General features: G+C 63.4%; 25 protein-coding genes. 20 read left to right on the forward strand and 5 right to left on the reverse strand.

Features of this window, described 5'->3' with window-relative positions:
• Positions 1-16 precede the first annotated feature (16 nt).
• The 8 genes from AC3CBN_RS10320 to nadD all read left to right on the forward strand — a co-directional run bounded on the left by AC3CBN_RS10320 (position 17) and on the right by nadD (position 8990).
• Positions 17-658 carry a paraquat-inducible protein A gene (locus AC3CBN_RS10320; protein WP_488632942.1) on the forward strand — a complete coding sequence of 214 codons (642 nt, stop codon included), beginning with the start codon at positions 17-19 and terminating at the stop codon, positions 656-658.
• Entirely contained in the window at positions 655-1278 is a 624-nt protein-coding gene (locus AC3CBN_RS10325; RefSeq protein ID WP_488632943.1) for a paraquat-inducible protein A, read from the forward strand. The genes AC3CBN_RS10320 and AC3CBN_RS10325 overlap by 4 nt, the downstream gene beginning before the upstream one ends.
• The gene (locus AC3CBN_RS10330; protein ID WP_488632944.1) at positions 1271-2956 is read left to right on the forward strand and encodes a PqiB family protein; all 1686 of its coding nucleotides are present in this window, start codon (positions 1271-1273) and stop codon (positions 2954-2956) included. Before AC3CBN_RS10325 ends, AC3CBN_RS10330 begins: the two co-directional genes overlap by 8 nt.
• Positions 2953-3561 (forward strand): PqiC family protein, encoded by a 609-nt coding sequence (locus AC3CBN_RS10335; protein WP_488632945.1) that lies wholly within the window; start codon positions 2953-2955, stop codon positions 3559-3561. Before AC3CBN_RS10330 ends, AC3CBN_RS10335 begins: the two co-directional genes overlap by 4 nt.
• 202 nt (positions 3562-3763) lie before the next feature.
• Complete coding sequence (gene leuS, locus AC3CBN_RS10340) at positions 3764-6523, forward strand: leucine--tRNA ligase (RefSeq protein WP_488636710.1); 2760 nt, start codon at positions 3764-3766, stop codon at positions 6521-6523.
• Between the two features lie 5 nt (positions 6524-6528).
• Positions 6529-7092, forward strand: coding sequence for an LPS-assembly lipoprotein LptE (locus tag AC3CBN_RS10345; protein ID WP_488632946.1), 564 nt, complete (start codon positions 6529-6531; stop codon positions 7090-7092).
• Positions 7093-7099: 7 nt separating this feature from the next.
• Positions 7100-8110 carry a DNA polymerase III subunit delta gene (holA, locus tag AC3CBN_RS10350; RefSeq protein WP_488632947.1) on the forward strand — a complete coding sequence of 337 codons (1011 nt, stop codon included), beginning with the start codon at positions 7100-7102 and terminating at the stop codon, positions 8108-8110.
• A 244-nt stretch (positions 8111-8354) separates the two neighbouring features.
• Positions 8355-8990: a nicotinate-nucleotide adenylyltransferase gene (nadD, locus tag AC3CBN_RS10355; RefSeq protein ID WP_488636711.1), complete on the forward strand. Its 636-nt coding sequence runs from the start codon at positions 8355-8357 to the stop codon at positions 8988-8990.
• Between the two features lie 104 nt (positions 8991-9094).
• On the opposite strand, the gene msrB is transcribed toward nadD, so the two are convergent.
• The 3 genes from msrB to AC3CBN_RS10370 all read right to left on the reverse strand — a co-directional run bounded on the left by msrB (position 9095) and on the right by AC3CBN_RS10370 (position 12335).
• A complete protein-coding gene (msrB, locus tag AC3CBN_RS10360) occupies positions 9095-9715 on the reverse strand; it encodes a peptide-methionine (R)-S-oxide reductase MsrB (protein WP_488632948.1) in 621 nt (206 codons plus the stop codon).
• Positions 9716-9744: 29 nt separating this feature from the next.
• Positions 9745-11466 (reverse strand): cytochrome c biogenesis protein DipZ, encoded by a 1722-nt coding sequence (locus AC3CBN_RS10365; protein WP_488632949.1) that lies wholly within the window; start codon positions 11464-11466, stop codon positions 9745-9747.
• A gap of 215 nt (positions 11467-11681) precedes the next feature.
• Positions 11682-12335, reverse strand: coding sequence for a hypothetical protein (locus AC3CBN_RS10370; RefSeq protein ID WP_488632950.1), 654 nt, complete (start codon positions 12333-12335; stop codon positions 11682-11684).
• Between the two features lie 336 nt (positions 12336-12671).
• Here AC3CBN_RS10370 and AC3CBN_RS10375 point away from each other — a divergent pair, with 336 nt between their 5' ends.
• The 9 genes from AC3CBN_RS10375 to AC3CBN_RS10415 all read left to right on the forward strand — a co-directional run bounded on the left by AC3CBN_RS10375 (position 12672) and on the right by AC3CBN_RS10415 (position 19730).
• Positions 12672-13196 (forward strand): RNA polymerase sigma factor, encoded by a 525-nt coding sequence (locus AC3CBN_RS10375; RefSeq protein WP_488636712.1) that lies wholly within the window; start codon positions 12672-12674, stop codon positions 13194-13196.
• A gap of 5 nt (positions 13197-13201) precedes the next feature.
• Positions 13202-13861 (forward strand): NrsF family protein, encoded by a 660-nt coding sequence (locus tag AC3CBN_RS10380; RefSeq protein ID WP_488632951.1) that lies wholly within the window; start codon positions 13202-13204, stop codon positions 13859-13861.
• A 615-nt stretch (positions 13862-14476) separates the two neighbouring features.
• On the forward strand, positions 14477-14794 hold the full coding sequence (locus AC3CBN_RS10385) for a hypothetical protein (RefSeq protein ID WP_488632952.1): 318 nt from the start codon (positions 14477-14479) through the stop codon (positions 14792-14794).
• A 94-nt stretch (positions 14795-14888) separates the two neighbouring features.
• Complete coding sequence (locus AC3CBN_RS10390; RefSeq protein WP_488632953.1) at positions 14889-15956, forward strand: NAD(P)H-dependent flavin oxidoreductase; 1068 nt, start codon at positions 14889-14891, stop codon at positions 15954-15956.
• A 74-nt stretch (positions 15957-16030) separates the two neighbouring features.
• Positions 16031-16423: a ribosome silencing factor gene (gene rsfS, locus AC3CBN_RS10395; protein WP_488632954.1), complete on the forward strand. Its 393-nt coding sequence runs from the start codon at positions 16031-16033 to the stop codon at positions 16421-16423.
• Positions 16424-16508: 85 nt separating this feature from the next.
• Positions 16509-16979 carry a 23S rRNA (pseudouridine(1915)-N(3))-methyltransferase RlmH gene (gene rlmH / locus AC3CBN_RS10400; protein ID WP_488632955.1) on the forward strand — a complete coding sequence of 157 codons (471 nt, stop codon included), beginning with the start codon at positions 16509-16511 and terminating at the stop codon, positions 16977-16979.
• A gap of 95 nt (positions 16980-17074) precedes the next feature.
• Positions 17075-17524 (forward strand): GNAT family N-acetyltransferase, encoded by a 450-nt coding sequence (locus tag AC3CBN_RS10405; RefSeq protein ID WP_488632956.1) that lies wholly within the window; start codon positions 17075-17077, stop codon positions 17522-17524.
• 93 nt (positions 17525-17617) lie between these two features.
• Positions 17618-19129, forward strand: coding sequence for a succinyl-CoA:acetate CoA-transferase ScpC (gene scpC, locus AC3CBN_RS10410; RefSeq protein ID WP_488632957.1), 1512 nt, complete (start codon positions 17618-17620; stop codon positions 19127-19129).
• A gap of 31 nt (positions 19130-19160) precedes the next feature.
• Positions 19161-19730, forward strand: a complete 570-nt coding sequence (locus AC3CBN_RS10415; protein WP_488632958.1) for a Maf family protein — start codon at positions 19161-19163, stop codon at positions 19728-19730.
• 125 nt (positions 19731-19855) lie between these two features.
• Here the strand turns inward: AC3CBN_RS10415 and AC3CBN_RS10420 are convergent, their stop codons facing one another.
• Positions 19856-20674 carry a CPBP family intramembrane glutamic endopeptidase gene (locus AC3CBN_RS10420; RefSeq protein ID WP_488632959.1) on the reverse strand — a complete coding sequence of 273 codons (819 nt, stop codon included), beginning with the start codon at positions 20672-20674 and terminating at the stop codon, positions 19856-19858.
• Positions 20675-20884: 210 nt separating this feature from the next.
• On the opposite strand from AC3CBN_RS10420, the gene AC3CBN_RS10425 reads away from it, so the two are divergent.
• A complete protein-coding gene (locus AC3CBN_RS10425) occupies positions 20885-22441 on the forward strand; it encodes a TerC family protein (protein ID WP_488632960.1) in 1557 nt (518 codons plus the stop codon).
• A 71-nt stretch (positions 22442-22512) separates the two neighbouring features.
• On the opposite strand, the gene AC3CBN_RS10430 is transcribed toward AC3CBN_RS10425, so the two are convergent.
• Complete coding sequence (locus AC3CBN_RS10430) at positions 22513-22908, reverse strand: MAPEG family protein (protein ID WP_488632961.1); 396 nt, start codon at positions 22906-22908, stop codon at positions 22513-22515.
• Between the two features lie 120 nt (positions 22909-23028).
• Here AC3CBN_RS10430 and ypfJ point away from each other — a divergent pair, with 120 nt between their 5' ends.
• Both ypfJ and AC3CBN_RS10440 read left to right on the forward strand, forming a co-directional pair.
• Positions 23029-23886 (forward strand): KPN_02809 family neutral zinc metallopeptidase, encoded by an 858-nt coding sequence (ypfJ, locus tag AC3CBN_RS10435; RefSeq protein WP_488632962.1) that lies wholly within the window; start codon positions 23029-23031, stop codon positions 23884-23886.
• Between the two features lie 146 nt (positions 23887-24032).
• Positions 24033-24392 carry a hypothetical protein gene (locus AC3CBN_RS10440; protein WP_488632963.1) on the forward strand — a complete coding sequence of 120 codons (360 nt, stop codon included), beginning with the start codon at positions 24033-24035 and terminating at the stop codon, positions 24390-24392.
• The last annotated feature ends 2 nt before the right edge of the window (positions 24393-24394 follow it).

Raw genomic sequence — 24394 nt, forward strand, 5'->3', positions numbered from 1 at the left:
TTGCGAAAATCCCCCCATGACCATGCCAACCCAAGGCATCAAACCCGGCATCGCTCCGCCCACACTGTGGATCTGCGAGCACTGCGACACGGTGTACCACCGGCGTGTACTGATGTACGGCGAGGTGGCTCGCTGCGCCCGCTGCGATGCGATTCTGGCGCGCCATCACAGCCTGGGCGTGCGCGGCATGCTGGCCCTGGTGCTCACGGCCATGATCGCTTTCGTACAGGCCAATATCTGGCCCATCGTCACGCTGGGACTCAATGGCCAGATGATCAGCGCCACCTTGTGGGGCTGCATCGTCATCATGTGGCGCGAGCATTCGCAGGTGGTGGCGGTGATTGCGGCCTGCACGCTTTTCTTTTTTCCCATCGGCAAGATGCTGCTGCTGGGGTGGGTGCTGGTGTTTGCCCGCGAGGGGAAACGCGCCCCGGGCTTTCGTCTGGCCATGGTGACGCTGTATCGCATCGGGCCTTGGACGATGAGTGAGGTGTTCGTGCTCGGCGCTCTGGTAGCCATCGTCAAGGCGCGCATGTATTTCGACGTCATCCCCAACGCGGGCATCTTTGGGTACGCCGTGCTGATGCTGATCATTACGGCGTTCTCCAGCATCGATGTGCGCCGACTGTGGGATCTCACCGAGGATCACCCGGCATGAGCACGCTGCCGCGCGCATGCGACCTGGGTGTGATTGGATGCCATGTATGCGGCCTGGTGTGCCGGGACATACGCGCGCCGTATGCAGCCTGCCCGCGTTGCGGCTCAGCCTTGCACAGGCGCAAGTCGGCTAGCTACACGAAGACCTGGGCACTGCTGGTGGCGGCGTTTCTCTTCTACTTGCCCGCCAACTTGTTGCCGATCACGCGCACCGTGAGCCTGGGCGACGTGGATGACAACACCATCCTCACCGGTGTGGTCGAGTTGTGGGTGAAGGGTTCACCTTATCTTGCGATCATCGTGTTCACTGCCAGTATCGTGGTGCCCATGCTCAAGTTTCTCGCGCTGAGCCTGCTGTTGATCAGCTCGCGCCGCCGCAGCCAATGGGCGCAGCGCCAGCGGTCGAAGCTGTTCCGTCTGGTTGAGTTCATCGGTTACTGGTCGATGCTGGACGTATTTGTGGTGTCGCTGCTGACCGCCCTGGTGCAGTTTGGATTCTTCAGCCAGGTGGAACCGCTACCTGGCGTGGTGTACTTCGGCCTCACGGTAGTCATTACCATGCTGGCCTCGATGACGTTCGATCCGCGACTGATCTGGGATGGCAGGAAATTCGATGACTGACGACAACAAGCCGATCACCGACGACCTACCCGAACCGGTAGTGCAGCGGCCGCGCATCAATGCCTCGCTGGTGTGGCTGGTGCCGATCATCGCGGCGCTGGTTGGCCTGTCGCTGGTGATTCACGCCTGGATCGAGGCCGGCCCCACCATCAACATCAGTTTCCAGAGCGCCGAAGGGCTGGAGCCGGGCAAGACGCCCGTGAAGTTCAAGAACGTGGTGATCGGCCGCGTGACCACGGTGCGTCTGAGTCAGGACCGCTCGCACGTGGTGGCCAAGGTCGCGCTCGAGAAGAGCGCCGAGGGCTTCGCCACGACGGACACGCGCTACTGGGTGGTGCGTCCGCGCATCGGGCTGGGTGGTGTGTCGGGCATCGATACGTTGCTGTCCGGTGCCTTCATCGGCGCGGACGTGGGGCAATCTCAGGAGCCCAAGAGCGATTTCACCGGCTTGGAGAATCCGCCCTCGGTCACCCACGGTGCCCCCGGCAAAACCTTCGACTTGCACGCCGACGATCTTGGGTCGCTCGACATCGGCTCGCCTATCTACTATCGCCACATCCAGGTCGGCCGCGTTTCGTCCTATGAGCTTGACAAGGATGGCAAGGGCGTCAGCCTGCAGATCTTCATCGACGCACCTAACGACCAGTTCGTGACCAAGTCATCGCGTTTCTGGAATGCCAGCGGCGTGGACGTATCGCTGGGCGCGGATGGTCTTAAGGTGAACACCCAATCGCTGGCCACGGTATTGGCCGGTGGTGTGGCGTTCCAGGATCCGCTGGGGCCGCACGACGCGACGCCTGCCGACGAGGATGCGGACTTCAGGCTGTTCAATGAACGCGCCACCGCCATGGCACCGCCGGACGGTGAACCCAGGTACATCCGCATGCGCTTCAATCAGCCCCTGCGTGGGCTGACGGTGGATGCGCCGGTCGAATTCCTCGGCGTGCCGTTTGGTCGCGTGGTATCGGTGAATCTCGATTTCGACGAAAAGACGCAGACCTTTCCCACCGTGGTCGGGGCCGTGGTCTATCCGGCACGACTGGGCAAGGCGCATGAAAAGCTGGTCGCGCTGGCCAAGTCGCGTGGCGACGACGAGCAGATGTCGCAGATGATGGGCCGCCTGGTCGAACGCGGTCTGCGCGCGCAGGCACGCACCGGCAACCTGCTGACCGGGCAGCTCTACATCGCGATGGACTTCCTGCCCGCCGCTCCGAAGGTGGCATTCGACGGTGCCGCCAAGCCGCTGGAAATTCCCACCGCACCCGGCAGCCTCGACAAGATCCAGGAACAGCTGGCGGACATCGTGAGCAAGATTCAGAAGGTTCCGTTCGACAGCATCGGCAAGAACCTCGACCAGTCGCTGGCTGAGCTCAACCACACGCTCAAGCAGGTCAACACCGGCGTGCTGCCGGAAGTGAAGACCACCCTCAAGGGCGCGCAGCAGACGCTGGGCACGGCGAACAATGCGTTTGCTCCGGACTCGCCGCTGCAGCAGAACCTGGGTGGCACTCTGCAGGAACTACAGCGCGCCGCACGCTCGCTGCGTGTGCTGACCGATTACCTGGGCGACCATCCGGACGCACTGCTGCGCGGTCGGCGCGGCAAGGACGCGCCGGTCCAGACAGCGCCGACCACCCCGCCGCCAGCCAATGCACCGTCACAAGGGAGCAAGCCATGATTCGCAAGGGAAACCTGGGCTTGGTCGCAGCCGCGTTGGCGCTCGGTGCGTGCGGTTCGGCTCCGACCCATTTCTACACCTTGGTCGCACCCGTCTCGCAGGAGCCCGCAGCCAGCGTTGTGGATGCGAAGGCGTTCCAGTTCGACCTGCTCCCGGTATCCGTTCCGGCACAGGTCGATCAGCCGCCCCTGGTGGTGCGCCAGGGCGGGCAGGCCGTGGTTGTGCTGCAAGGCCAGCGTTGGGTCGCGCCGCTGGGCGATGAAGTGCGTGGTGCGCTGTCCGCCGATCTCACTCGCGACTTTCGCGCGCTGGACGTGAGCGGCCTGCCCAACCAGGGCAAGGCGACCATACGGATCAAGCTTGATGTGCGACGGTTCGATTCGGTGCCGGGCAGCTACGCCTATATCGATGCCGCGTGGAGCGTTCGTACGCTGAAGGGCGGCGACGCCCTCGCTTGCACCAGCCGTATCAGTGAGCCGGTGGGCGCCGGTTACGACGCTCTGGTTCAGGGTCACCAGCAGGCCATTAGTCGCCTGGCCGGGCAGATCGGGGCGGTGGCCGGCCTGATGGCGACCGGGCAAACCCCCAATTGCCCCCAAAGCTGAGGCATCCCTTGTAGGAGCGCACCCAGTGCGCGACCGTGGAGTCAAGGCGTCACACGCTCTGTAGGTTTTTCGCGCACAGGGTGCGCTCCTACAAAATGGCTCCGTAGGCGGCCTGAAGGCGCCAATTCTGCTAGTCTGCCGCGTTCCCAGCAGCCCACCGGAAAGGCCGGTGGCTGCCAGCAAAACACACGGCGCCGGACACATGCAGGACATTCAGGATCAGGGTTCTCAGGACCAGGGCAACGAGCAGGGCTACCAGCCGCAGGTGGTGGAAACCGCCGCGCAGCTGTACTGGCGCGAAAAGCGCGCGTACGAGGTAAAGGAAGACGCCTCGCGCCCCAAGTTCTACTGCCTTTCCATGCTGCCGTACCCGTCGGGTGCGCTGCACATGGGCCATGTGCGCAACTACACCATCGGCGACGTGATCAGCCGCTATCAGCGCATGCAGGGCAAGAACGTCCTGCAGCCGATGGGCTGGGATGCATTCGGCCTGCCCGCCGAGAACGCCGCGATCAAGAACAAGACCGCGCCGGCCAAGTGGACCTACCAGAACATCGAGCACATGCGCGCCCAGCTGCAGCGCATGGGCTTCGCCTATGACTGGACCCGCGAATTCGCCACCTGCCGTCCGGACTACTACCGCTGGGAACAGTTGATGTTCACGCGGTTGATGAAAAAGGGCATGGCGTACCGCAAGAACGCAGTGGTGAACTGGGATCCGGTCGACCAGACCGTACTGGCCAACGAGCAGGTGGTCGACGGCCGCGGCTGGCGCTCCGGCGCGCTGGTGGAAAAGCGCGAGATCCCGCAGTGGTTCCTGAAGATCACCGACTACGCGCAGGAACTGCTCGACGGCCTGGACACGCTGCCGGGCTGGCCCGACGCGGTCAAGACCATGCAGCGCAACTGGATCGGTCGCTCCGAAGGCCTGGAAATCCATTTCAACGTGGAAGGCGAGAGCGAGCCGCTCACCGTGTTCACCACGCGCCCCGACACGCTGATGGGCGCCACCTTCGTCTCCATCGCAGGCGAGCACCCGCTCGCGCTGAAGGCCGCCAAGGACAATGCCAAACTGGCCGCTTTCCTTGAAGAACTCAAGCACGGCGGCGTATCCGAAGCCGAGCTGGAGACGCAGGAGAAGCGCGGCATGGATACCGGCATCGAAGCCATCCATCCGCTCACCGGCGAGAAGATTCCGGTGTTCGTGGCCAACTTCGTGCTGATGGGTTACGGCACGGGTGCGGTGATGGCCGTACCCGGCCATGACCAGCGCGATTGGGAATTTGCACAGAAGTACGACCTGCCGATCAAGATGGTGGTGGTCGATCGCGCCGTGCTCGACGCGGTGGCCGAAATCAAGCACGACCTATCCAAGGGTGTGGGCGCCGATCCGATGCGCGCAGCGCTGGGTGGCGGCAGTATCGATGCCTATGAATCCTCCGCGGCGGTGGAGTTGATCGAAGCCTTCGAGCGCAGCGTCCAGGAAGACAGCGCCTTTACCGAGCGCGGCTACCTGGTGAATTCAGGCGAGTTCGACGGCATGGATTACGGCCAAGCCTTCGAGGCCATGGCCGCGCGCTTCGAGCGCGAGGGCACGGGCCTGCGCCGCGTGAACTGGCGCCTGCGCGACTGGGGCGTGAGCCGCCAACGCTACTGGGGCTGCCCGATCCCGGTGATCTATTGCGCCAAGTGCGAAGCCGTACCGGTGCCAGAAGACCAGCTGCCCGTCGTGCTGCCGGAAGATGTCGCGTTCTCTGGCGTGCAGTCTCCGATCAAGGCCGACCCCGAGTGGCGCAAAACCACTTGCCCGCAGTGCGGCGGCCCGGCCGAGCGCGAGACCGATACCTTCGACACCTTCATGGAGTCAAGCTGGTACTACGCGCGCTACACCAGCCCGGGTGCGAAGGATCAGGTCGACGGGCGCGCCAATTACTGGCTGCCGGTGGACCAGTACATCGGTGGCATCGAGCACGCGATCCTGCATCTGCTGTACTTCCGCTTCTATCACAAGCTCATGCGTGACGCGGGGCTGGTGAATGCGGACGAGCCGGCCACCAACCTGCTGTGCCAGGGCATGGTGATTGCCGAGACGTTCTATCGCGACAATGCCGACGGCTCGAAGGACTGGATCAATCCGGCAGACGTGGAAATCCAGCGTGACGAGAAGGCGCGCGTGATCGGTGCCGTGCTCAAGAGCGACGGCAAGCCGGTGAAGATCGGCGGCACCGAGAAGATGTCCAAGTCCAAGAACAACGGCATCGACCCGCAGGCGATGGTGAACAAGTTCGGTGCGGACACAGTGCGCCTGTTTTCCATGTTCGCGGCGCCGCCGGAACAGTCGCTGGAGTGGAGCGAGGCCGGTGTGGAAGGCATGGCGCGCTTCCTGCGCCGCTTCTGGCGCGAAGTGACCACGCATGCGTCGCAGCCGGATCATCCGGTGGTCGATCCGGCCGCGTTGGACGTCGGCCAGAAGACGCTGCGCCGCCAGGTGCACGAAACCATCCAGAAGGTCAGCGACGATCTCGGTCGCCGTCACTCCTTCAACACCGCCATCGCGGCGCTGATGGAACTGCTCAATGCGCTGAACAAGTTCAGCGACCAGAGCGAGCAGGGCCGTGCCGTGCGCCATGAGGCACTGGAAGTGATGGTGCTGCTGCTCAACCCGGTGGTGCCGCATGTCAGCCACACGCTGTGGCAGGTGTTGGGTCACATAGAGTCGGTGCTGGAAGACCAGCCCTGGCCGCAGGCCGACAGCGCCGCGCTGGTGCGCGACTCGCTCACCCTCGCGGTTCAGGTCAACGGCAAATTGCGCGGTACCATCCAGGTTCCACCAACCGCCACGCCGGAAGTGACTCAAACCATTGCCATGGCCGAGCCACGAGTAGCGGAATTCCTTGAAGGCCAGACTGTGCGTAAAGTGATCGTGGTGCCGGGCAAGATCGTCAACATCGTCGCAGGATGAAATCCATGAGCCGTGTGTTCAAAGCTTCGCTGCTGTTGATGTCCACCCTTATCCTGGCAGCGTGCGGGTTCCATCTACGCCAGAGCGTCGCGCTGCCGCCGGCGATGCAGCGCGTGCACGTCACGGTGAATGGCGACAACAATCTGCAGCGCGGGCTGTCCCGGGCGCTGGTGGGTTCGGGCGTCGTGGTGGAAGATCATGCGGGCAACGACATCGCCGAACTCAACGTGCCCGTGGCGGCTTTCAGCACCGACACGCTCACGGTCAGCGGCCAGGCCCGCGTGACCGAATACACGGTGCGCTACCAAGTACAGTTTGAAGTGCACGGCGCTGCGGGTGAGCCGCTGGTGCCGCGCCAGCGCGTCGACATGTCGCGCGAATTCAGCTACGACGCCACCAACACCATCGGCACCACGGCTCAGGTCGAAGCGATCCATGGCAGCCTTAACGACGATATGGTGCAGGCCATCCTGTTCCGTCTGCAGGCTGCCGCGAAGCATCCGGCACAGACCGCGGAAGCCGCGGCTGCGCAAGGCGCCCAGCCGGCCCCGGCATCCAGCACGCACTGAAGCCGCCATGCCGCTCAATACCGCCCAATGGCAGAAGTCGCTGACGGCGGACCAGCTGCGGTCGGTCTACCTGCTGGCAGGCGAGGAATTACTCGTGCTGGAAGCCGCCGATGCGCTGCGCGCCCAGGCGCGCAAGCTCGGCTATACCGAACGTGAAGTGCTCGACGTCGGCAACCATTTCGACTGGGATGACCTGGCACGCGCTGCGGCAGGTATGTCGCTGTTTGCCACGCGCCGTCTGTTGGATTTGCGCCTGCCTACGGGTCGCCCCGGCACCGAAGGCGCCAAGGCCATCAACGAATTCTGTGCCAATCCGCCGCCGGACGTGACCTTGCTGATCACCGCCACCGAGTGGAGCAGCAAGCACGAAGGTGCGTGGACCAGGAATCTCGACGCTGCTGGCGCTCTGGTGGTGTTCAACGCACCGCGCCCGAATGAGTGGGCGTCGTGGATCGGCGCGCGACTCAACTCGCGTGGTCTTTCCGCCACGCCGGACGCCGCCGCGCTGCTGGCCGAGCGCGTGGAAGGCAACCTGCTCGCCGCGGCGCAGGAGATCGACAAGCTGGTTGTGCTGCATGGCCAGGGCAAGATCGATGCGGCGGAAATGGAAAATTTGGTGGCCGACAGTGCGCGCTATGACGCGTTCAAGCTCACCGACGCGGCATTTGCTGGTGAAGGCGGTCGCGCCCTGCGCATTCTTGCCGGCCTGCATGCAGAAGGCGATGAACTGATTGCGCTGATGGGTTGGCTGGTCAACCAGTTGCAGCTCGCGCTTCGCTTGGCCAATGCGCGCGACTTTGCTGCGCAGGCGCGCACCGAGCGCTTGTGGCCTGCGCGCGAGCAACTGTTTCGCAAGGCGCTGCGCCGCGCACCACGCGAACATTGGCTGCAATGCCTCGCCCGCGCCGCACGCATCGACCGTATGGCCAAGGGGCGAGAGCAGGGTGATCCGTGGCTCGAAGCAGAGCGCTTGATTGCCGCGATCGCCGAGCCGCGCGCAGCGCAGGCGCTGTCATGAATCGTCACCCGCTTTCTCCCTCTCCCCAGCGGGGAGAGGGCCGGGGTGAGGGGAGGGTGCTCGCCAAAACGCTTGGGTCCCTCACCGTCATCCCGGCGAAAGCGGGGATCCAGTGCCTCTTGTCGTTGCTCAAGCCTGGCGATCAAAGTCGCTGGCGCCCGGCTTTCGCCGGAATGATGGCGTTGCAAGGCTTTGGCGAGCACCCGTTCCTTGCCCTAGCCACGGAAGAGAGAGGGCGGTGAGCGTGCGCCCCCTCGCTCTCTTCGGCGGCACGTTCGACCCAGTGCACCTGGGTCACCTCAGTGTGGCTTGGGAAGCGTCCGAGCTGCTCGACGCCGAAGTGCGCTTGATGCCGGCCAGCGTGCCGCCTCACCGCCCCGCGCCCATCGCCAACGCGACACAACGCGTGGCGATCTTGCGAGCAGCGCTGCAAAATCAATCGCGCCTGACACTCGACACGCGCGAACTTGAACGAGGCGGCCCGTCCTACACCATCGATACGTTGGTTGAATTGCGTGCGGAGCAGGGCGATCGCCCGTTGGTGCTACTGATCGGTGCTGATGCGTTTGCGGGGCTCCCAAACTGGCATCGCTGGCGCGAGCTGTTCGATGTGGCGCACATGGGCGTGCTCAGTCGGCCCGGCGTCGATGCCGTTTTACCCGAAGAGCTGCTTAGCGAAATAGCGCCGCGCCGCGTCAATGACGCTTCGGTGTTGCAGGCATTACCGGCCGGTAAGGTGATCGAACTGCCAGTGACACCGTTGGAAATTTCGGCCACGCGCATTCGCGAATTGTTGGCTGAGGGACGCGATCCGCGCTACCTGCTGCCGTGCGGGTTGTTCGATGACCCGTCAGTACTCGCGCCTTACCGTAATGCCTGAAGCTCTCTTGTAGGAGCGCACCCTGTGCGCGACCCGCAGCGTCTCGTCGTTATTTCTCCGCAGGCTTGTCGCGCACTGGGCGCGCTCCTACTGGTGCCAGCTTTTCAAGAAGTGTGTGGCACAAAGCGTAGCGCTACCGAGTTCATGCAATAGCGCAGGCCCGTCGGCGGCGGGCCATCATCGAACACATGACCGAGATGGCTGTCGCAACCCGCACAGCTGACCGCAGTGCGTTCCCAGCCGAAGCTGCTGTCGCGTTTCTCGATGACGTTAGGCTTTGCGATGGGCTTCCAGAAGCTGGGCCAGCCGGTGCCCGAATCGAACTGCGTGGCGGCGTCGAACAATGCGGTGTCACAAGCGGGGCAACGATACAGGCCCGGTGTCGGCGGCTTTTCGTGCGCTCCACTGAATGCGCGTTCGGTGCCGTCGCGGCGCATCACATAGTACGCATCGTCGGAAAGACGCTGGTGCCATTGCGCATCATTGAGGACGAGCTTGCGCACGTGGCACGAACCAAGGTGATGGCCATCGTCGGCAAAGCATTCGAGCAAGACGTCCGCGCCTTGTGCAGCGGGTGTTGCTGCCATGGCGTCGCTTGCCGCCGAACCGCGTCCGAACAGGCTTGGCAGTGCCAGGCCGCCGATCGCAACGATAGCTCCGCCGGTAAGCGCCGCACGCAAAAAACGGCGGCGTTCCAGCGTGACAATGTCCTGGGTGCGAGACATGACTGCCTCCGTCGGGTGAGTCGTGTGAATCAGCCGAAGGTGAAGGCGTAAGCCAACACACCCGGATCGAGGAAGGTGATCTCAAAAGTACGCTCGCTGGTGCCGCTAGCTTGGCGAACCAGTTGGTACAGGCGTTGCGAGGTAACGGTTCCGTTGCCCTCGGTGTCGGTATCCATGCCGTGGTCGGCACCCGGTGCCTTGCCATCGATCAGCACGCGAAAGCGCACCGGCTTGCCATCGTTGGTGGGGCCAAGCACGAGATGCAGGTCGCGCCCGCGGAAACGGTAGACGATGCGGCCATTGGCGCCGTCCAGCCTCGCGTTTTCATCGCGAACGGTCCAGCGGCCGTCGAACGCCCATTGGTTGGTCATCAGCGTGCCGGGAGCGTGATAGGTCCATGCATCGTCATGTGCTACCTGGCCGCCCGCAAAATTCTCGGCGCGCGCATAGCCGACATAGGTTTCCGGGGAGCGCTGCGCGTCGCCCGAACCTGCAGCTTCCGCACCCTGCGCACCCGGTTGTACGTAACCGCCCGGCAGGTTCTTTTGACCTGCCTCGGTGAGCAGCTGGCGGATTACGTCCTCGCTCTGCTCGTATTCGCCTTCGCCGAAGTGGTGATGGCGAATGTGGCCTTGCGTGTCGACGAAGTAGTGGGCAGGCCAGTATTCGTTGTTGAAGCCTTTCCAGATCGCGTAGTCGTTGTCGAGGGCGACGGGATAGTCAACGCCAAGATCCTTCACGGCCTTGATGACGTTCTGCGGTTCCTTTTCGAACGCGAACTCCGGTGCGTGCACGCCGATCACGACCAGGCCGTGATCCTTGTACTTGTCGGCCCATCCGCGCACATAGGGCAGCGAGCGGATGCAGTTGATGCAGGAGTAGGTCCAGAAGTCCACCAACACCACCTTGCCGCGCAATGACGGCGCGGATAGGGGCGGGCTATTGAGCCATTGCGTGGCGCCGGCTAACGACGGCAACTCACCTTCGACCGGCAGCGGCTCGCCTGCCTTCACGGCTGGCTGTGGAGCCGGGGCAGGACGCACGGCATCGACCAGCTTTTGTTCGATACCACCCGTACTCGCCAGTGATACACGCGTGAGCAGACCGGTATCCATGCCGAGTGCAATCATCGCGACACCTACGAGTACCAGTGCGCCCAGCGTGCGTCGCACCCATTCACCCGCGCCAAGCGAGCGCTTCATCAGTGCGAATAGGCGCCCGCCGATGGCTAGCGCCAGCGCAAGCGAGGTGGCGGCGCCGGCGGCATAGGTAAGCAACAGCAATGTGGTTTGCACACTGGCGCCGTTAAGCGCCGCGCCGGTCAGCAGCAGGCCGAGGATGGGGCCGGCACACGGCGCCCATAGCAAACCGGTCGCCACACCGAGTCCTGCAGCCGAAAGCGCGGAATCACCATCGGCGTCCGATCGCTGCGACAGCTTGTTGCCCAGCGCAACGAACGGGCGACTGATCCATTCGGCCAGATGGCTGGAAAGCAGGGTGAGGCCCAGCACAGCCAGCACGACCATGGCTACGATGCGGCCATATTGGTTGGCACGGATGGCCCAGCCGCCGCCCACCGCTGCCAGTGTTGCGACCAATGCAAAGGTGAGTGCCATGCCCAGCAGCATGGGCAAGCCATTTCGCACGAAGGGCCTGTCGGCACGGGCGAACACGAACGGCAGCACCGGCAGGATGCACGGGCTCAGGATGGTCAGCACACCGCCGAGATAAGCGAGGATCAGCACAAGCATTGCGGTCAGTGTCCGTGGGGGTTCATGTGGCTATTCGCTGGTGTCTGCGCCTCGGTTACCTGTCTGGGAGAAGGTCATTCCGTGAGGCACAGGGCGGCAGCTTGCGTGGTCGGAGCATTCTGCGTCAGGTCGCTGTGTCATGCGGGGCTTATCCCACGGAGAAACAAAAAAGCCCGGCGTGAGCCGGGCTTTTCGATACTGCCTGCGTTGGGTCGTCAGAAGTTGGCCCGGACACCGAGGCTGAATTCTTCGGTGCTGTCGTTGTTCACGCGTACGCCACCGTGCAATGCCCAGGTCTTGTTGAAGGCATAGACCAGGCCGAAGTCGCCGAACATATTGCCGGTGACTCCATTGCCACCGTTGCTATAGCCCAGATAGGCGTTGGCGGTCAGCTTGTCGGTGACACGGCCCATGACACCGGTATTGACCGTCCAGACATTGAAGTGATCGCTGAACTTGCCGCAGTCATAACCTTCGATGCAGAAACGTTCGGTGTAGTGCTCGCGCGTGTAGGACAGCTGGGTAACCCAGTCGGCACGGTCGCCGATGGCATTGATGAAGCCGAAACCCAGCGTCCAGGGCCTGGACTTGGTCTGTCGGGTGAACGTGTAGTTATCCCACCCCTCGATGCCGAAGCGGTTCTTGTCAGTGCTCAGATCGCTGTAGCTGCCAAACACCTGGAAGTGGTCGGCGAAACCATAGGAACCCGAGAGCGAGGCGCCGTCGGCGACGAAGCCATGGCCCGACTGGTTCAGGTTGACGTAATCGAGCTGGACATAGGTGTAGTTGATGCCGTTGCTCTGGCTTGCCTGGGCGCCAATGGGGGCAACGATGGCAGCAAGCACCAAGGCAATCAGGGTCTTCTTCATGGGGCGTTCCTTGCGGGATGGAAAAACAGAAACCCGCCGGTGGCGGGCGCCGCATTAGGCCAATCGCGCCCCTTGTCACCCATGAGAAGTTTCTCAAAAGGAACCCACCCTCCGCGAAATCCGAGAAGTCCTACGGAACTTACGAGGTAACACGGAAGCCAGGTTCGTCGAATAGCAAGGAGGCCCCTGTGATGTCATTCCATGCCCGCCGCCTTGACCGCCACCCGCACAATGGTTCTAGATAGCGTCTTTCCCGTCTGGGCAAGGACCGACTCTGCTGTGAGTGATGCCGCTACAAGCGCCAGCGATACGCCTGAGCGGCAGCGTGCGGCCTGGATGGCGGCGGCCCAGGACGGCGATCGGCGCGCTTACGAGCGTGTGCTGGCCGCCTCGGTGCCGTTGATTCGCAGCGCGGCGCGGCGGCAGGGCGTGGCGCATGACTTGCTCGACGACGTGGTGCAGGAGACCCTGCTTACCGTGCACCGCGTGCGACACACCTACGACCCGACCCGTTCGTATGACGCCTGGCTGTCCGCCATCGCCGGCCGGCGTGCCATTGACGCGCTGCGTAGCCACGGGCGCCGTGGGCACCGCGAGTTGCATGACGAGCATGCCTACGACACGCATGCGGACGTGGATGACGCCACCGCTGCCACCGAGCGCGAGCAGGAGGCACGTCGGCTGCGTGAAGCCATCGCGACCCTGCCACCAGGCCAGCGCGAAGCCATCGAGCAGTTAGGTCTGAAGGAGCGCTCGCTGGCGGAAGCCTCTGCGCTTACCGGCCGCCAGTCCGGCGCACTGAAAGTAAACCTGCACCGCGCCATGAAGGCGTTGCGCACCCGTTTCCATGGAGATTCCTGAGCATCATGTCCGAGCCGCGACTCACTGAGTCACTCATCCAGTCACTAGGCGGGCAATTGACGCCGGTGCGGCGCCTGCTGCCTCCCTGGTTGCGCACGGCTGGGTGGCTGCTGGCGGTGGCGGTGATCGCGGCTGGCTTGTTGGGCCACTACGGCGCCGACCACATGATTCGCCGCTGGATCGCCGAACCGGATATTGCCGTCGCCGGCATCGGTGCCGTGATGACGGCTGTATCGGCTGCCTGGGTTGCCTTCTCGCTTGGCGTGCCGGGCGGCTCGTCGCGCTGGGCGTGGCTGCCGTTGCCAGGGCTGCTGCTGTGGGTGGGCGCGAGTGGACTCGGTTGTCTGCGCGGCTGGGTCGTACCGGGATCGCAGGTGGCTAGCGTGCACCAGTCCGGTGACTGCCTGATGTTCATCGTCAGCTTCTCAATTCCGCTGTCGGCGCTGTTGGTATGGCTGCTGCGCCGAGCCTGTCCGCTACGGCCTGTGCTGACCGCCGTGATGATCGGGCTTGCCAGTGCGGCAGCGTCGGCGGCCTTGCTGGAGATCTGTCATGGCTTCGCCGTAGCCGCCACTGACCTGCTCACGCATGCGGTTGCCGTCGGCATCGTGGTGTCGGCCAACGTCGCGATGGGTGGTCGCCTGCTGCAGCCCGGACTGAAGTAACCGGCATCCGGTTGCCCCTTGAGCAAGGCTTGCGGCCTTCGCCGCATTCTCATTCCTTCAGCAGCTATCCCCGTGAGCATGGGCACTTCGCCGGCATGGCCGGTTCGCCTATGCGCGCGCTTGTGGCTTTCGGTCGGAACTTCTTGAAGTTGGCGGCAGCGGTTAGTGCGACGCAGCATGGCAACCCGATGGGGAAGGATGGCGGAAACTTCGCCAGTGATGACATGGCTGTTGGGCAATGAGATTGACCCGCGCCCCCGAAATAGCTTGCGCTGGCGATTCCTGTGGGCACTGCAGCAATCCCTCTGAAGCGATCACGGCCTGTCGATATTGATGCTGAACGAGGGTGACGGAGTTCAGCATTCCATGGTCATGCGCGGGTATACGCTTGCTCTGCTCCGGGTGACGACCGATGAGGATGCGCCCGGCAAAAAGTGTTTCACGGACCAGGGAAGGGCCGTTCGCATCGGGCAGGAATGCTGATGTGGCGTGGCCGGAACCGACGCAAGCCGGGTGCCGGATCACCGGGGTCGTCCGGGACGGATGACAACGGCCGTTCCATGGAAGTGCGGCATGACCGCACGGTTACTTCACCGCCTCAGGAGATATGTACCCATGAAAGTTTCCCGTTACGCCGTACTCGCCCTTGCAACCGCCGTCGTCTTTGGCGTGGCCATGACACCGGTCATGGCGCAGAGCACGACGCCGACGCAATCGGCGCAAGATGCCAGCAAGGACGCGATGAAATCCAGCTCGGATGCCATGAAGTCAAATTCAGATGCGATGAAGTCGAGCTCCGATGCGATGAAATCCAGCGAAGACTCGATGAAGAGCGATGCCACCAAGGAGGGCACGCACCACAAGAAGCAGCACACGAAGAAGGCCTCCGATAGCGCCATGCCGCCGGCCAGCGCCAGCACAAGCGGCCACTGAGGTCGTTTGTGATGGATGAAGCTCCTTCTGTGTGAAAAGGAGCTTCGCGGAGGGCATGGTGTAATGCGAAGCAGCACGCTGCGGAGTACACACCATGCCTTCCTTGTTTCTGGAGCGTCTGGGCATTACCCGGCCGCTGGTTCTCGCCGCGATGTCAGGGGCATCCACACCTGCGCTCGTGGCTGCGGTATCGCAGGCAGGTGGGCTCGGCTCGCATGGCGTGGGCTATCTGTTGCCGCAGGCCATTCTCGATGAAGCCGCAGAGATACGCGCGCTCACCGATCGCCCATTCGCACTCAACCTGTTCGTATTGCCCGACGATTTTCTCGAGGACGAGCCGGCGATCGATTTTGCCCGCGCCACGCTTGACTCACTGATGGAGCACGAAGGGCTGGCCGTGCGCACGAGCCTGCCCGAGCGCTGGGCACCGCGATTCTCCGATCAGTTTGCAGCGCTGTGCGAAGCGCGCCCCGCCGTGGCCAGCTTCACTTTCAACTTGCTGACGCCGGCCCAGTTGCGCGAGCTGAAACGGCGGGACATCACCGTGGTCGGCAACGCCACGTCGGTGGCCGAGGCAAGGGCTTGGGCGGCGCTGGGTGCGGATGCGGTGAGTCTGCAGGGGGCGGAAGCCGGCGGTCATCGCGGCAGCTTCCTGCACGAGCCCGAGGAAGCCATGATCGGCCTGTTTGCGCTGCTGCGGCTGGCCGCACGGGCGGTGGATGTTCCATTGATCGCCGGCGGCGGCATCATGGATGGCCGGGGCATGCTGGCCGCAGAGCTGTTGGGTGCCAGCGTCAGCCAGCTTGGCACGGCGTTCCTGGCCTGCCCGGAGTCGGCCGCTGCGCCAGCCTGGAAGCAGGATCTGCTGCAGGCGGACGACGTGCACGTCACCACCATCCGCAGCTTCTCGGGGCGCGCCGCCCGCGGCCTGCGCAATACCTATGTGGACGCGATGGAGCCGCATGCGGCTCGTCTGCCGGCCTATCCGGTCATGAACGCACTGACTGCCCCTTTGCGCAAAGCGGCTGCCGCCTCGGGGCGGGGCGACCTGCTGTCCGAATGGTGCGGGCAGGCCGCGAGCATGACCCGTTCCATGCCCGCGGCAGAGCTGGTGGCGACCCTGCTCGGGGAATATGCCCAGGCCCGCGACAGCCTCACTTGACGTGGGCTTCAGAAGGGGGCGGTATACTGGCCCTGCGCCATCCCGCGCGTCGACCCGCATCGAGGCAACCGCACTTGAGTCCGACCTCCAAACGCAGCAACAAATCCGCCACCACGGCGGTCGTTCGCCAGCATGTCATCGACGCGCTGGACGAACTGAAAGCCAAGGACATTCGTGAAATTGACGTCCGCGGCAAAACCTCCATCGCCGATCTGCTGGTCATCGCCTCCGGCACCTCCGCGCGCCACGTGAAATCCATCGCCGACGAAGTCGTCAAGTTCGCCAAGAAGGCGGGCGTGATGCCGCTTGGCGTGGAAGGCGAGCAGGAAGCCGAATGGGTGCTCGTGGATCTGGGTGACGTGATCGTCCACGTCATGCTGCCGCGCATACGGGAGTTCTACGGCCTGGAGAGGCTGTGGACCGTAGGCGACCGCGAAGTCGACGCCGAAATCGCCAACGCGGGCTAATGGCCCGCGTTCCGGCGGCACCTGCCGCGCGCTCTTTGATGCGCGTGGTGTTGTGCTTTATTTTTCTGTTTTCCAGTGGTGACGCTTGCGTGCCCGCCTGATTGCCGTCGGTGAACGCATGCCCGCCTGGGTGGCGGAGGGCTTCGCCGAATACCGCAAGCGGCTCTCACACGAGTTGCCGCTGGAGCTGATCGAGCTCAAGCCCGGTGCGCGTGGCAAAGGGCGCGACGACGCGCGCGCCATACAGGATGAAGGTGCCGCGATACTCGCTGCGCTGCCGCGCGATATCCATGTGGTGGCCCTGGACGGACATGGCAAGACCTGGTCCAGCGAGGAGCTGGCGGCACAACTGGCGAAATGGCGCATGTCAGGTCGTGACCTGGCCTTCCTTATCGGTGGCCCTGACGGACACGCGCCGGAAGTGTTGGCTCGTGCCGATCAGACCTGGTCGCTGGGATCGCTGACGCTGCCGCACATGCTCGTGCGCCTGGTGCTTGCCGAGCAGCTGTATCGCGCTACCACGCTGTTGTCCGGCCATCCCTATCACCGCGCCTGAGTGGTGTGCTGCCATGCAGCGGCACTTTCTATCTGCGCTCAGAGCTCGCGCTGTCGCATACTCGGTGCTCGTTCGCCACTCTCCTGGGGTTGAGCATGTCCTTCTCCGTGCGTCAGGCCAGCATCCACGATCTCGAACTGCTGGTGCCGTTGTTCGATGCGTATCGGCAGTTCTACGGTAAGACCACCGACATCGAACTCGCGCGGCACTTTCTGCGAGAACGTTTCCAGCACCACGAGTCGGTGATCCTGCTGGCCGTGGATGACGAGGGCAACGGCGCTGGCTTCACCCAGTTGTATCCACTCTTTTCCTCGGTTCGCGCTGCGCGTACCTATCTGCTCAACGATCTCTTTGTCGCACCCTTCGCGCGTCGGCACGGTGTGGCTGCGGCGCTGATTCACGAAGCGACTGATTTCGCTCGAGAGATCGGAGCCGTGGGCTTGTCGCTTTCCACGGCCCATTCCAATGAGGCCGCGCAACGGTTGTACGAGTCGTTGGGGTGGAAGCGCGACATGGATTTTCGCGAATACAGCGTGGCTTTTTAAGACGATTCCTACATCAGACCATCGTCTAGATTGCCAAGAGTCTGACGTGGCCGGGCGCTACCATGGATGGATCGCAGTGCAGGAGAAAGCACCATGGACCAACGCATCCGTCATGCAGGGCTCGCCAGCAAGGTCATGACAGCGGCTGAGGCCGCGGAACGGGTTGACCACGGCATGACGATCGGCATGAGTGGCTTCACCGGTGCCGGTTATCCCAAGGCGGTGCCGCAAGCGCTGGCCACCAGGATGGTGGCGACCCACGAGCGCGGCGACCCGTTCCGCGTACGTGTGCTCACTGGCGCGTCCACTGCGCCGGAACTGGATGGCGCACTGGCTCGCGCCGACGGCATCGACCTGCGCCTGCCGTACCAGTCGGATCCCGAACTGCGAGCGCGCATCAATCGCGGCGAGATGGACTATTTGGACATCCATCTCAGTCACGTGGCGCAGTACGCCTGGTTCGGCTTTTTCGGGAAGATCGACCTGGCCATTATCGAGGCGGCCGCGATCATGCCCGACGGCAGCCTGTTGCCGTCGTCGTCGGTGGGCAACAACAAGACCTGGCTCGATCTCGCCGACAAGGTGATCGTCGAGGTCAATCACTGGCAGCCGCTCGAGATGGACGGCATGCACGACATCTACTACGGCACGGCTTTGCCGCCACATCGCAAGCCGATTCCATTGCTGAAGCCAGACGATCGCATCGGTGAGCCGTATCTGCGGCTGGATCCGAACAAAGTCATCGCCGTAGTGGAGACGAACGCACCCGACCGCAACAGTGCATTTGCGCCGGTTGACGACTGCTCGCGCCAAATTGCCGGCCATCTCATCGACTTCTTCCGGCATGAGATCGCCAAGGGTCGCTTTGGGCCGCAGCTGCTGCCGTTGCAGTCCGGCGTTGGCAACATTGCCAACGCAGTGCTCGCTGGCCTGCGTGAAGGTGGTTTCAGCGGACTGACCGCCTTCACCGAGGTGATCCAGGACGGCATGCTCGACCTGCTCGCCAACGATGTGGTGACGGTGGCGTCGGCCACGTCGTTCTCGCTGAGCCCGGCTGGCATCGAACGATTCCTCGACAACATCGACTTCTTTCGCGAGCGAATCATCCTGCGCACGCAGGAGATCTCCAACCACCCCGAACTGGTGCGTCGCCTCGGCTGCATTGCCATGAACGGCATGGTCGAGGCGGATATTTACGGCAACATCAATTCCACCCACGTCGCTGGCACCAGCATCATCAACGGCATCGGTGGCTCCGGCGATTTCGCGCGCAATGGGTTCCTGTCGTGTTTCCTCACGCCCAGCACGGCAAAGAATGGCGCCGTGTCGTGCATCGTGCCGATGGTGAGTCATGTTGACCACACAGAGCACGATGTGGCCGTAGTGGTCACCGAGCAGGGCCTGGCCGACCTGCGTGGGCTGTCGCCGCGCCAGCGCGCGAAGGTCATCGTCGAGCGTTGCGCGCACCCAAGCTACCGTCCGATGCTGCAGGACTATGTCGATCGCGCGCTGCACGACAGCCGTGGCAAACACACGCCCCATCTGTTGAACGAAGCCTTGTCCTGGCATCAGCGTTTCCTTGACACCGGCGATATGCGACCGTAGGCGTCCCTGTCGCTATCGGGTATGTCTTGTCATGCTTTATCTCGCTTCCCAGTCGCCGCGTCGTCGCCAGTTGCTTGAGCAGATCGGGGTGGAGTTCCGCATCGTCGATGTGAACGTGCCCGAGCAACGCGCCATCGCCGAATCGCCGCGTGAGTACGTCAGCCGCGTGGCGCGCGAGAAAGCACTTGCCGGGCTGGCTGCACTGAACGATCCGCAGGCGGTGGTGCTGGGGGCGGACACCGAGGTGGTGCTGGACGATGAAGTGTTCGGCAAGCCCGCGGACGCGGCGGACGCGGCAGCCATGCTGCGCCGGTTGTCAGGACGGGTGCATGAGGTGATTTCCACCGTATGGCTGGTGAGCCACAAGGGCGAATGGAGCGATACCAGTTTGTCGCGCGTGCGCATGCCCGAGCTGGACGACGCTGCCATCGCAGCTTATATCGCCACCGGCGAACCTTTTGGCAAGGCGGGCGCCTATGCCATCCAGGGCCATGGCGCCAAGTTGATCGAACACCTTGATGGCAGCCATTCCGGCGTGATGGGTTTGCCAGTGTTCGAGACGGCCAGGCTCTTGCGTGCGCACTCGCTGATCGTCGCCTGATCCTCCGCGTACTTAGTGAAGCGCACCCAGTGCGCGAACAAGACGACTCGCTAGCGGAGCTTCATGGCGCGCAACGATGCAAGCTTGCATCGCGCACCGGAGGCGCTTCTAAAAAAAAGCCCTGTTCAGTTGCCCGGTGTCATCACGAACCAGGACACCACAGCAAGCAAGTTGTTCACGCCATGTGCCAGCACCGCCGGCCAGATCGAACCGGACTGCACGCGTAACCAGCCCAGCACAAGGCCGAGCAGTGCGAGGTTGGGTAGCGCGTACCAGAGGAAAGACAAGTCTGGCAGATGGACACAGGCGAACAATGCGGCCGTCAACGCGATCGCCCAGCCGTTGCCGACATGGCGACTAACGGCGGAGAGCAGCACGCCGCGGAAGATCAGTTCTTCCACCAGCGGCCCCAGGCTCACCACCAGTAGCGCCAGCGGCAGGCGCAGCAGCAGCGGTATGTTGGCGCCAAGCTGTTTGATGTCCTGACTCACTTCATGTCCGTGCGCCAACCATTGCGTCAGCATGCCGCCGACAAATGGCATCAACAGACCCAATGCCAGGGCAGCCACGTACATGCCCGGCGGTTGCGGTGGCGTAAAGCCAAAACCTGGTGGCCTGGCCGTGGCCCATTGCGAGGGCCACCAGCGATGGCTCAGGTAAACAATCCATGATGCCGAGATCACCAGGGTGGCCATGACGGCGATGGCACTGGCGTCGGAATGGGCCAGCCAGGTGCGGCTCTGATGGACTACGTCTGTGATGTTTCCGTTCTGCCGAAGGACGTTTATCAGGCCGACCGACAAGCTGATCAGGCCGCCCACCGCCAGCTGCAGTGCAAAGTACAGCGCGATAAGACCGAACGCGTGCCATACGCTCGGGGCCGGCAGGGACAGCGGTTTGGATGGCAGCGAAACAGGGACAACGTGCTGGTGGTTCGCTTCCATCTAAGGGTCCTGCAGACGCGCGTGCGTACGAAATTCGCCAGGACGCAACGCGCCCGTCACCTGACACGAACACGCTAGCCCTTGCCGGCGCGCAGGCGCAATCCTGTCCTTTGGCACGGTCCGGCACCTTGGCTTTCACTGTGTTCTCAACTACGCCCTGTATAGTTGCAAGACGTTCGAAGGAGGAAACCGGCGCTCCGGTGCCAACCCATGTTCGCATTCGACTGGCTGGCCGACCCTACTGCATGGGCAGGTCTTCTCACCCTCGTGGTGCTGGAGATCGTGCTTGGCATCGACAATCTCGTGTTCATCGCGATTCTCGCCGACAAGCTGTCGGCTGGAGAACGCGACAAGGCCCGCGTGCTCGGCCTCTCGCTGGCCCTGATCATGCGCCTGGCGCTGCTGGGGGCGATGTCATGGCTGGTGAAGCTCACCACGCCCATTCTTGAGTGGGGGGCGGTATCCCTTTCGTGGCGCGACATTATCCTGCTGCTCGGTGGCACGTTCCTGTTGTTCAAGGCCACGGTCGAGCTTCATGAGCGACTGGAGGCAGGTGACGATCACGACGCGGCCAAGCGCGTCCCTGCACGTTTCTGGCTGGTGGTGGCGCAGATTGTCGCGCTCGACGCCGTGTTCTCGCTCGACTCGGTCATTACTGCCGTAGGCATGGTCGATCACCTGTCGATCATGATGATCGCGGTGGTGGTGGCGATGATCCTGATGATCAGCGCGAGCAAGCCGCTTACCGCCTTCGTCAATGCGCGACCGACCGTGGTGATCTTGTGCCTCTCGTTCCTGTTGATGATCGGCTTCAGCCTGGTGGCCGAAGCCTTCGGGTTCCACATCCCGAAGGGTTATCTGTACGCGGCCATCGGTTTCTCGATACTGATCGAGGCGTTCAACCAGACCATGCGCCGTAATCGCCAGCGCAGCTTGCTGGGTAGTGCCCGCACGCTGCGTGATCGCACGGCGATGGCGGTGCTCAACCTGTTGGGTGGCGCCGGTGGCGAGGACGAGGCGGACACGTCGAAGACGGCGGCAGCCACCACCGTCGGCAACATCGCCGTATTCGGCAAAGACGAGCTGGCGATGGTGCAGGGCGTGCTGGATCTGGCGCATCGTCCCGTGCGCTCGATCATGACGCCGCGCCCGGAGATCACCTGGGTCGATCCGCGCGAAAACTCCGAGCAGTTACGCGCCGAAGTAAGCGCATCCAGCCATGCATGGCTGCCGGTGGCCGGTGACGATCTCGATCAACTGGTTGGCGTCGCATCATCGCGTGACCTGCTGGCGAGCTTGCTGGAGCACGGCCACATCGAGGTCGAACAGGTGGTGCGCAAGCCGCTCACCGTGCTGGAATCGCTCAGCGTGCTTCGCCTGATCGAAGAGTTCCGCCGCTCGACACTGCAGGTGGCGCTGGTGGTGGACGAGTACGGCAGCGTGCTGGGTCTGGTCACACCCACCGACGTGCTGGAAGTAATCGCTGGCGAATTTCCCGACGAGGACAGTGGCGACCCCGCGGCCGTGCAGGAAGCCGACGGTAGCTGGATGCTGGATGCGAGCCTGGATATGCGCCGCGTGGAACACGTGCTTGGCTTCAAGCTAAGCGTCGACGATGGCTTCTCTACGTTGGCCGGTTACGTGCTGCAACAGCTGGGCCGGCTGCCCAGTGTGGGCGACAGCTTCACCAGCGAAGGCCTGCATTTCGAGGTCGTGGCGATGGATGGGGCGCGGATCGAGCGGTTGAAGGTCAATCCGGTGGGCTGAGGCGTGGGTCGCGCACGGGGTGTACTGCTGCAGAAGAGCGGCACTGCACCGGATGCGCGACCCGACTTGCCTCAACCCGCCAGGATCGCGCGCGCCAGACCCAACAAACCCAACACCAGCGTCACCGCCCATCCTGCCGAGGCCACCATGTAGCCGGGTCCGCGCTTGGCCGGATCCTTCAGGTAAGCCACCGCGTACCACGTCCGGCCAATTATCCACACCAACCCAGCCAGGCCACTCCACAGCGGGAAGCCGTACTGCACGGCCAGCCACAGCGTCGGCAGGAACATGACAGTAGCTTCCAGCGTGTTCATCTGCACGCGCCACGCGCGTTCGAAACCCGGATGGCCGCTGATCGCTGGCGCCTTGATGCCGTACTTGTCGCGCGCATGGCCCGTGGCCCACATGGTGCCGACCTGCAGCAGGATGGTGAGCAGGACGACGATGGCGGGGAGGTGCTGGGTCATGGCAGGTTCTCAAGAAGAAGGTGGCCTACTGTAGCCACCGCAGGGCAGGTGGCGGGAGGGGGCAAGCGGGGGTATCGTCATCCGGACGCACCTACACGGTGAGCGGGCGAGGGCTGTCGCATGGATTGGCAGAAGGGCGAACGCAGTGAGAACGTCGAAGTCGACAGCGGTGGCGGCGGTCCACGCTTCGGTGGCGGGCGTGGCCTGGGGCTAGGCGGCATCATCATCCTGGCGATCCTGGGCCTGGTGTTCTTCAAGGATCCCACCGCACTGCTGAGTCAGGGCGGCAGCAGCGGCCAGGTGGCGGCGCCAACCGGCGAGCCGGCGCAGGTCGATCCGCAGACCAAGGATTTCGTCAGCGCCATTCTTGGTTCCACCGAGAAGACCTGGGGCGACATTTTTGCGGCGCACGGCCGGCAATACGTCGACCCCAAGCTCGACCTGTTTAACGGTGGCGTGAACACCGCCTGCGGCGCCGCGTCGACCGCCGTGGGCCCGTTCTATTGCCCGGGTGACCAGAAGGTGTACCTCGATGTCGCGTTTTTCCAGGAATTGCAGACCCGCTTTCAGGCATCCGGCGATTTCGCACGAGCCTATGTGATCGCGCATGAGGTGGGGCATCACGTGCAGAAACTGATCGGCGTGTTCGACCAGGTGGAGCAGGCGCGCCGTCGTGGTGCGCAGATGGAAGGCGCTGACGGCCTGTCGGTTCGGCAGGAATTGCAGGCGGACTGCTTCGCTGGCGTGTGGGCCAACCACAGCCAGCAGCGATTGCAGTGGCTGCAGCCTGGTGACATCGAGTCCGCGCTCAATGCGGCCAGCAAGATCGGCGACGATGCGTTGCAGCAGCAGGCACAGGGACGCGTGGTGCCCGATTCGTTTACCCACGGCACGTCGGCACAGCGCGTGAAGTGGTTCCGTGCTGGCTTCGACAGCGGTCAGATGGCCAGCTGCAACACCTTCGCTGGCACGCCCTAAGCGAATACCCGCCCGGGAAACCGCTATTTGGTAGCAGAAGCACCAAGACAAATCGGCGAGCCCCTTGGAGCATTTCTAGGTGGATCAGGGCATTAGAGGACAGATTGTCTGCCTCGACCTGACCCGCTTAGCCAAGAGAGGCTGATATGGCCGATGTGACCCTATTTGAATCAGAACTCGCCTGGGAATTGATGTCTCCGATGGAGCGCGCGCTTTGGGGAACGACAGTAGCTCTTCATGCGCAAGACTCTGATGGAGGGCTAGGCGCAGCGGACTCAGCAATAACCCAACTGCGCTCGATCTCCGGAGTACGCTCTCGACGCCCTGAGCCGGAATACGAGGCGGCGAAAGTCGGCTACCACATGGAGTACTGGGAGTTCGCTGCCTGGTATCACATCGAATACCGGAACAGGCATGGATTCGACAAAGGCTTCAAAGCGCCGACGCCCGAGCAGACAGAGGCGGCCTATGAACGATTCGGCCGCAGTCGTTCCGATTTCTACTAGCA

Source organism: Dyella sp. OK584 (genome assembly GCF_057787755.1).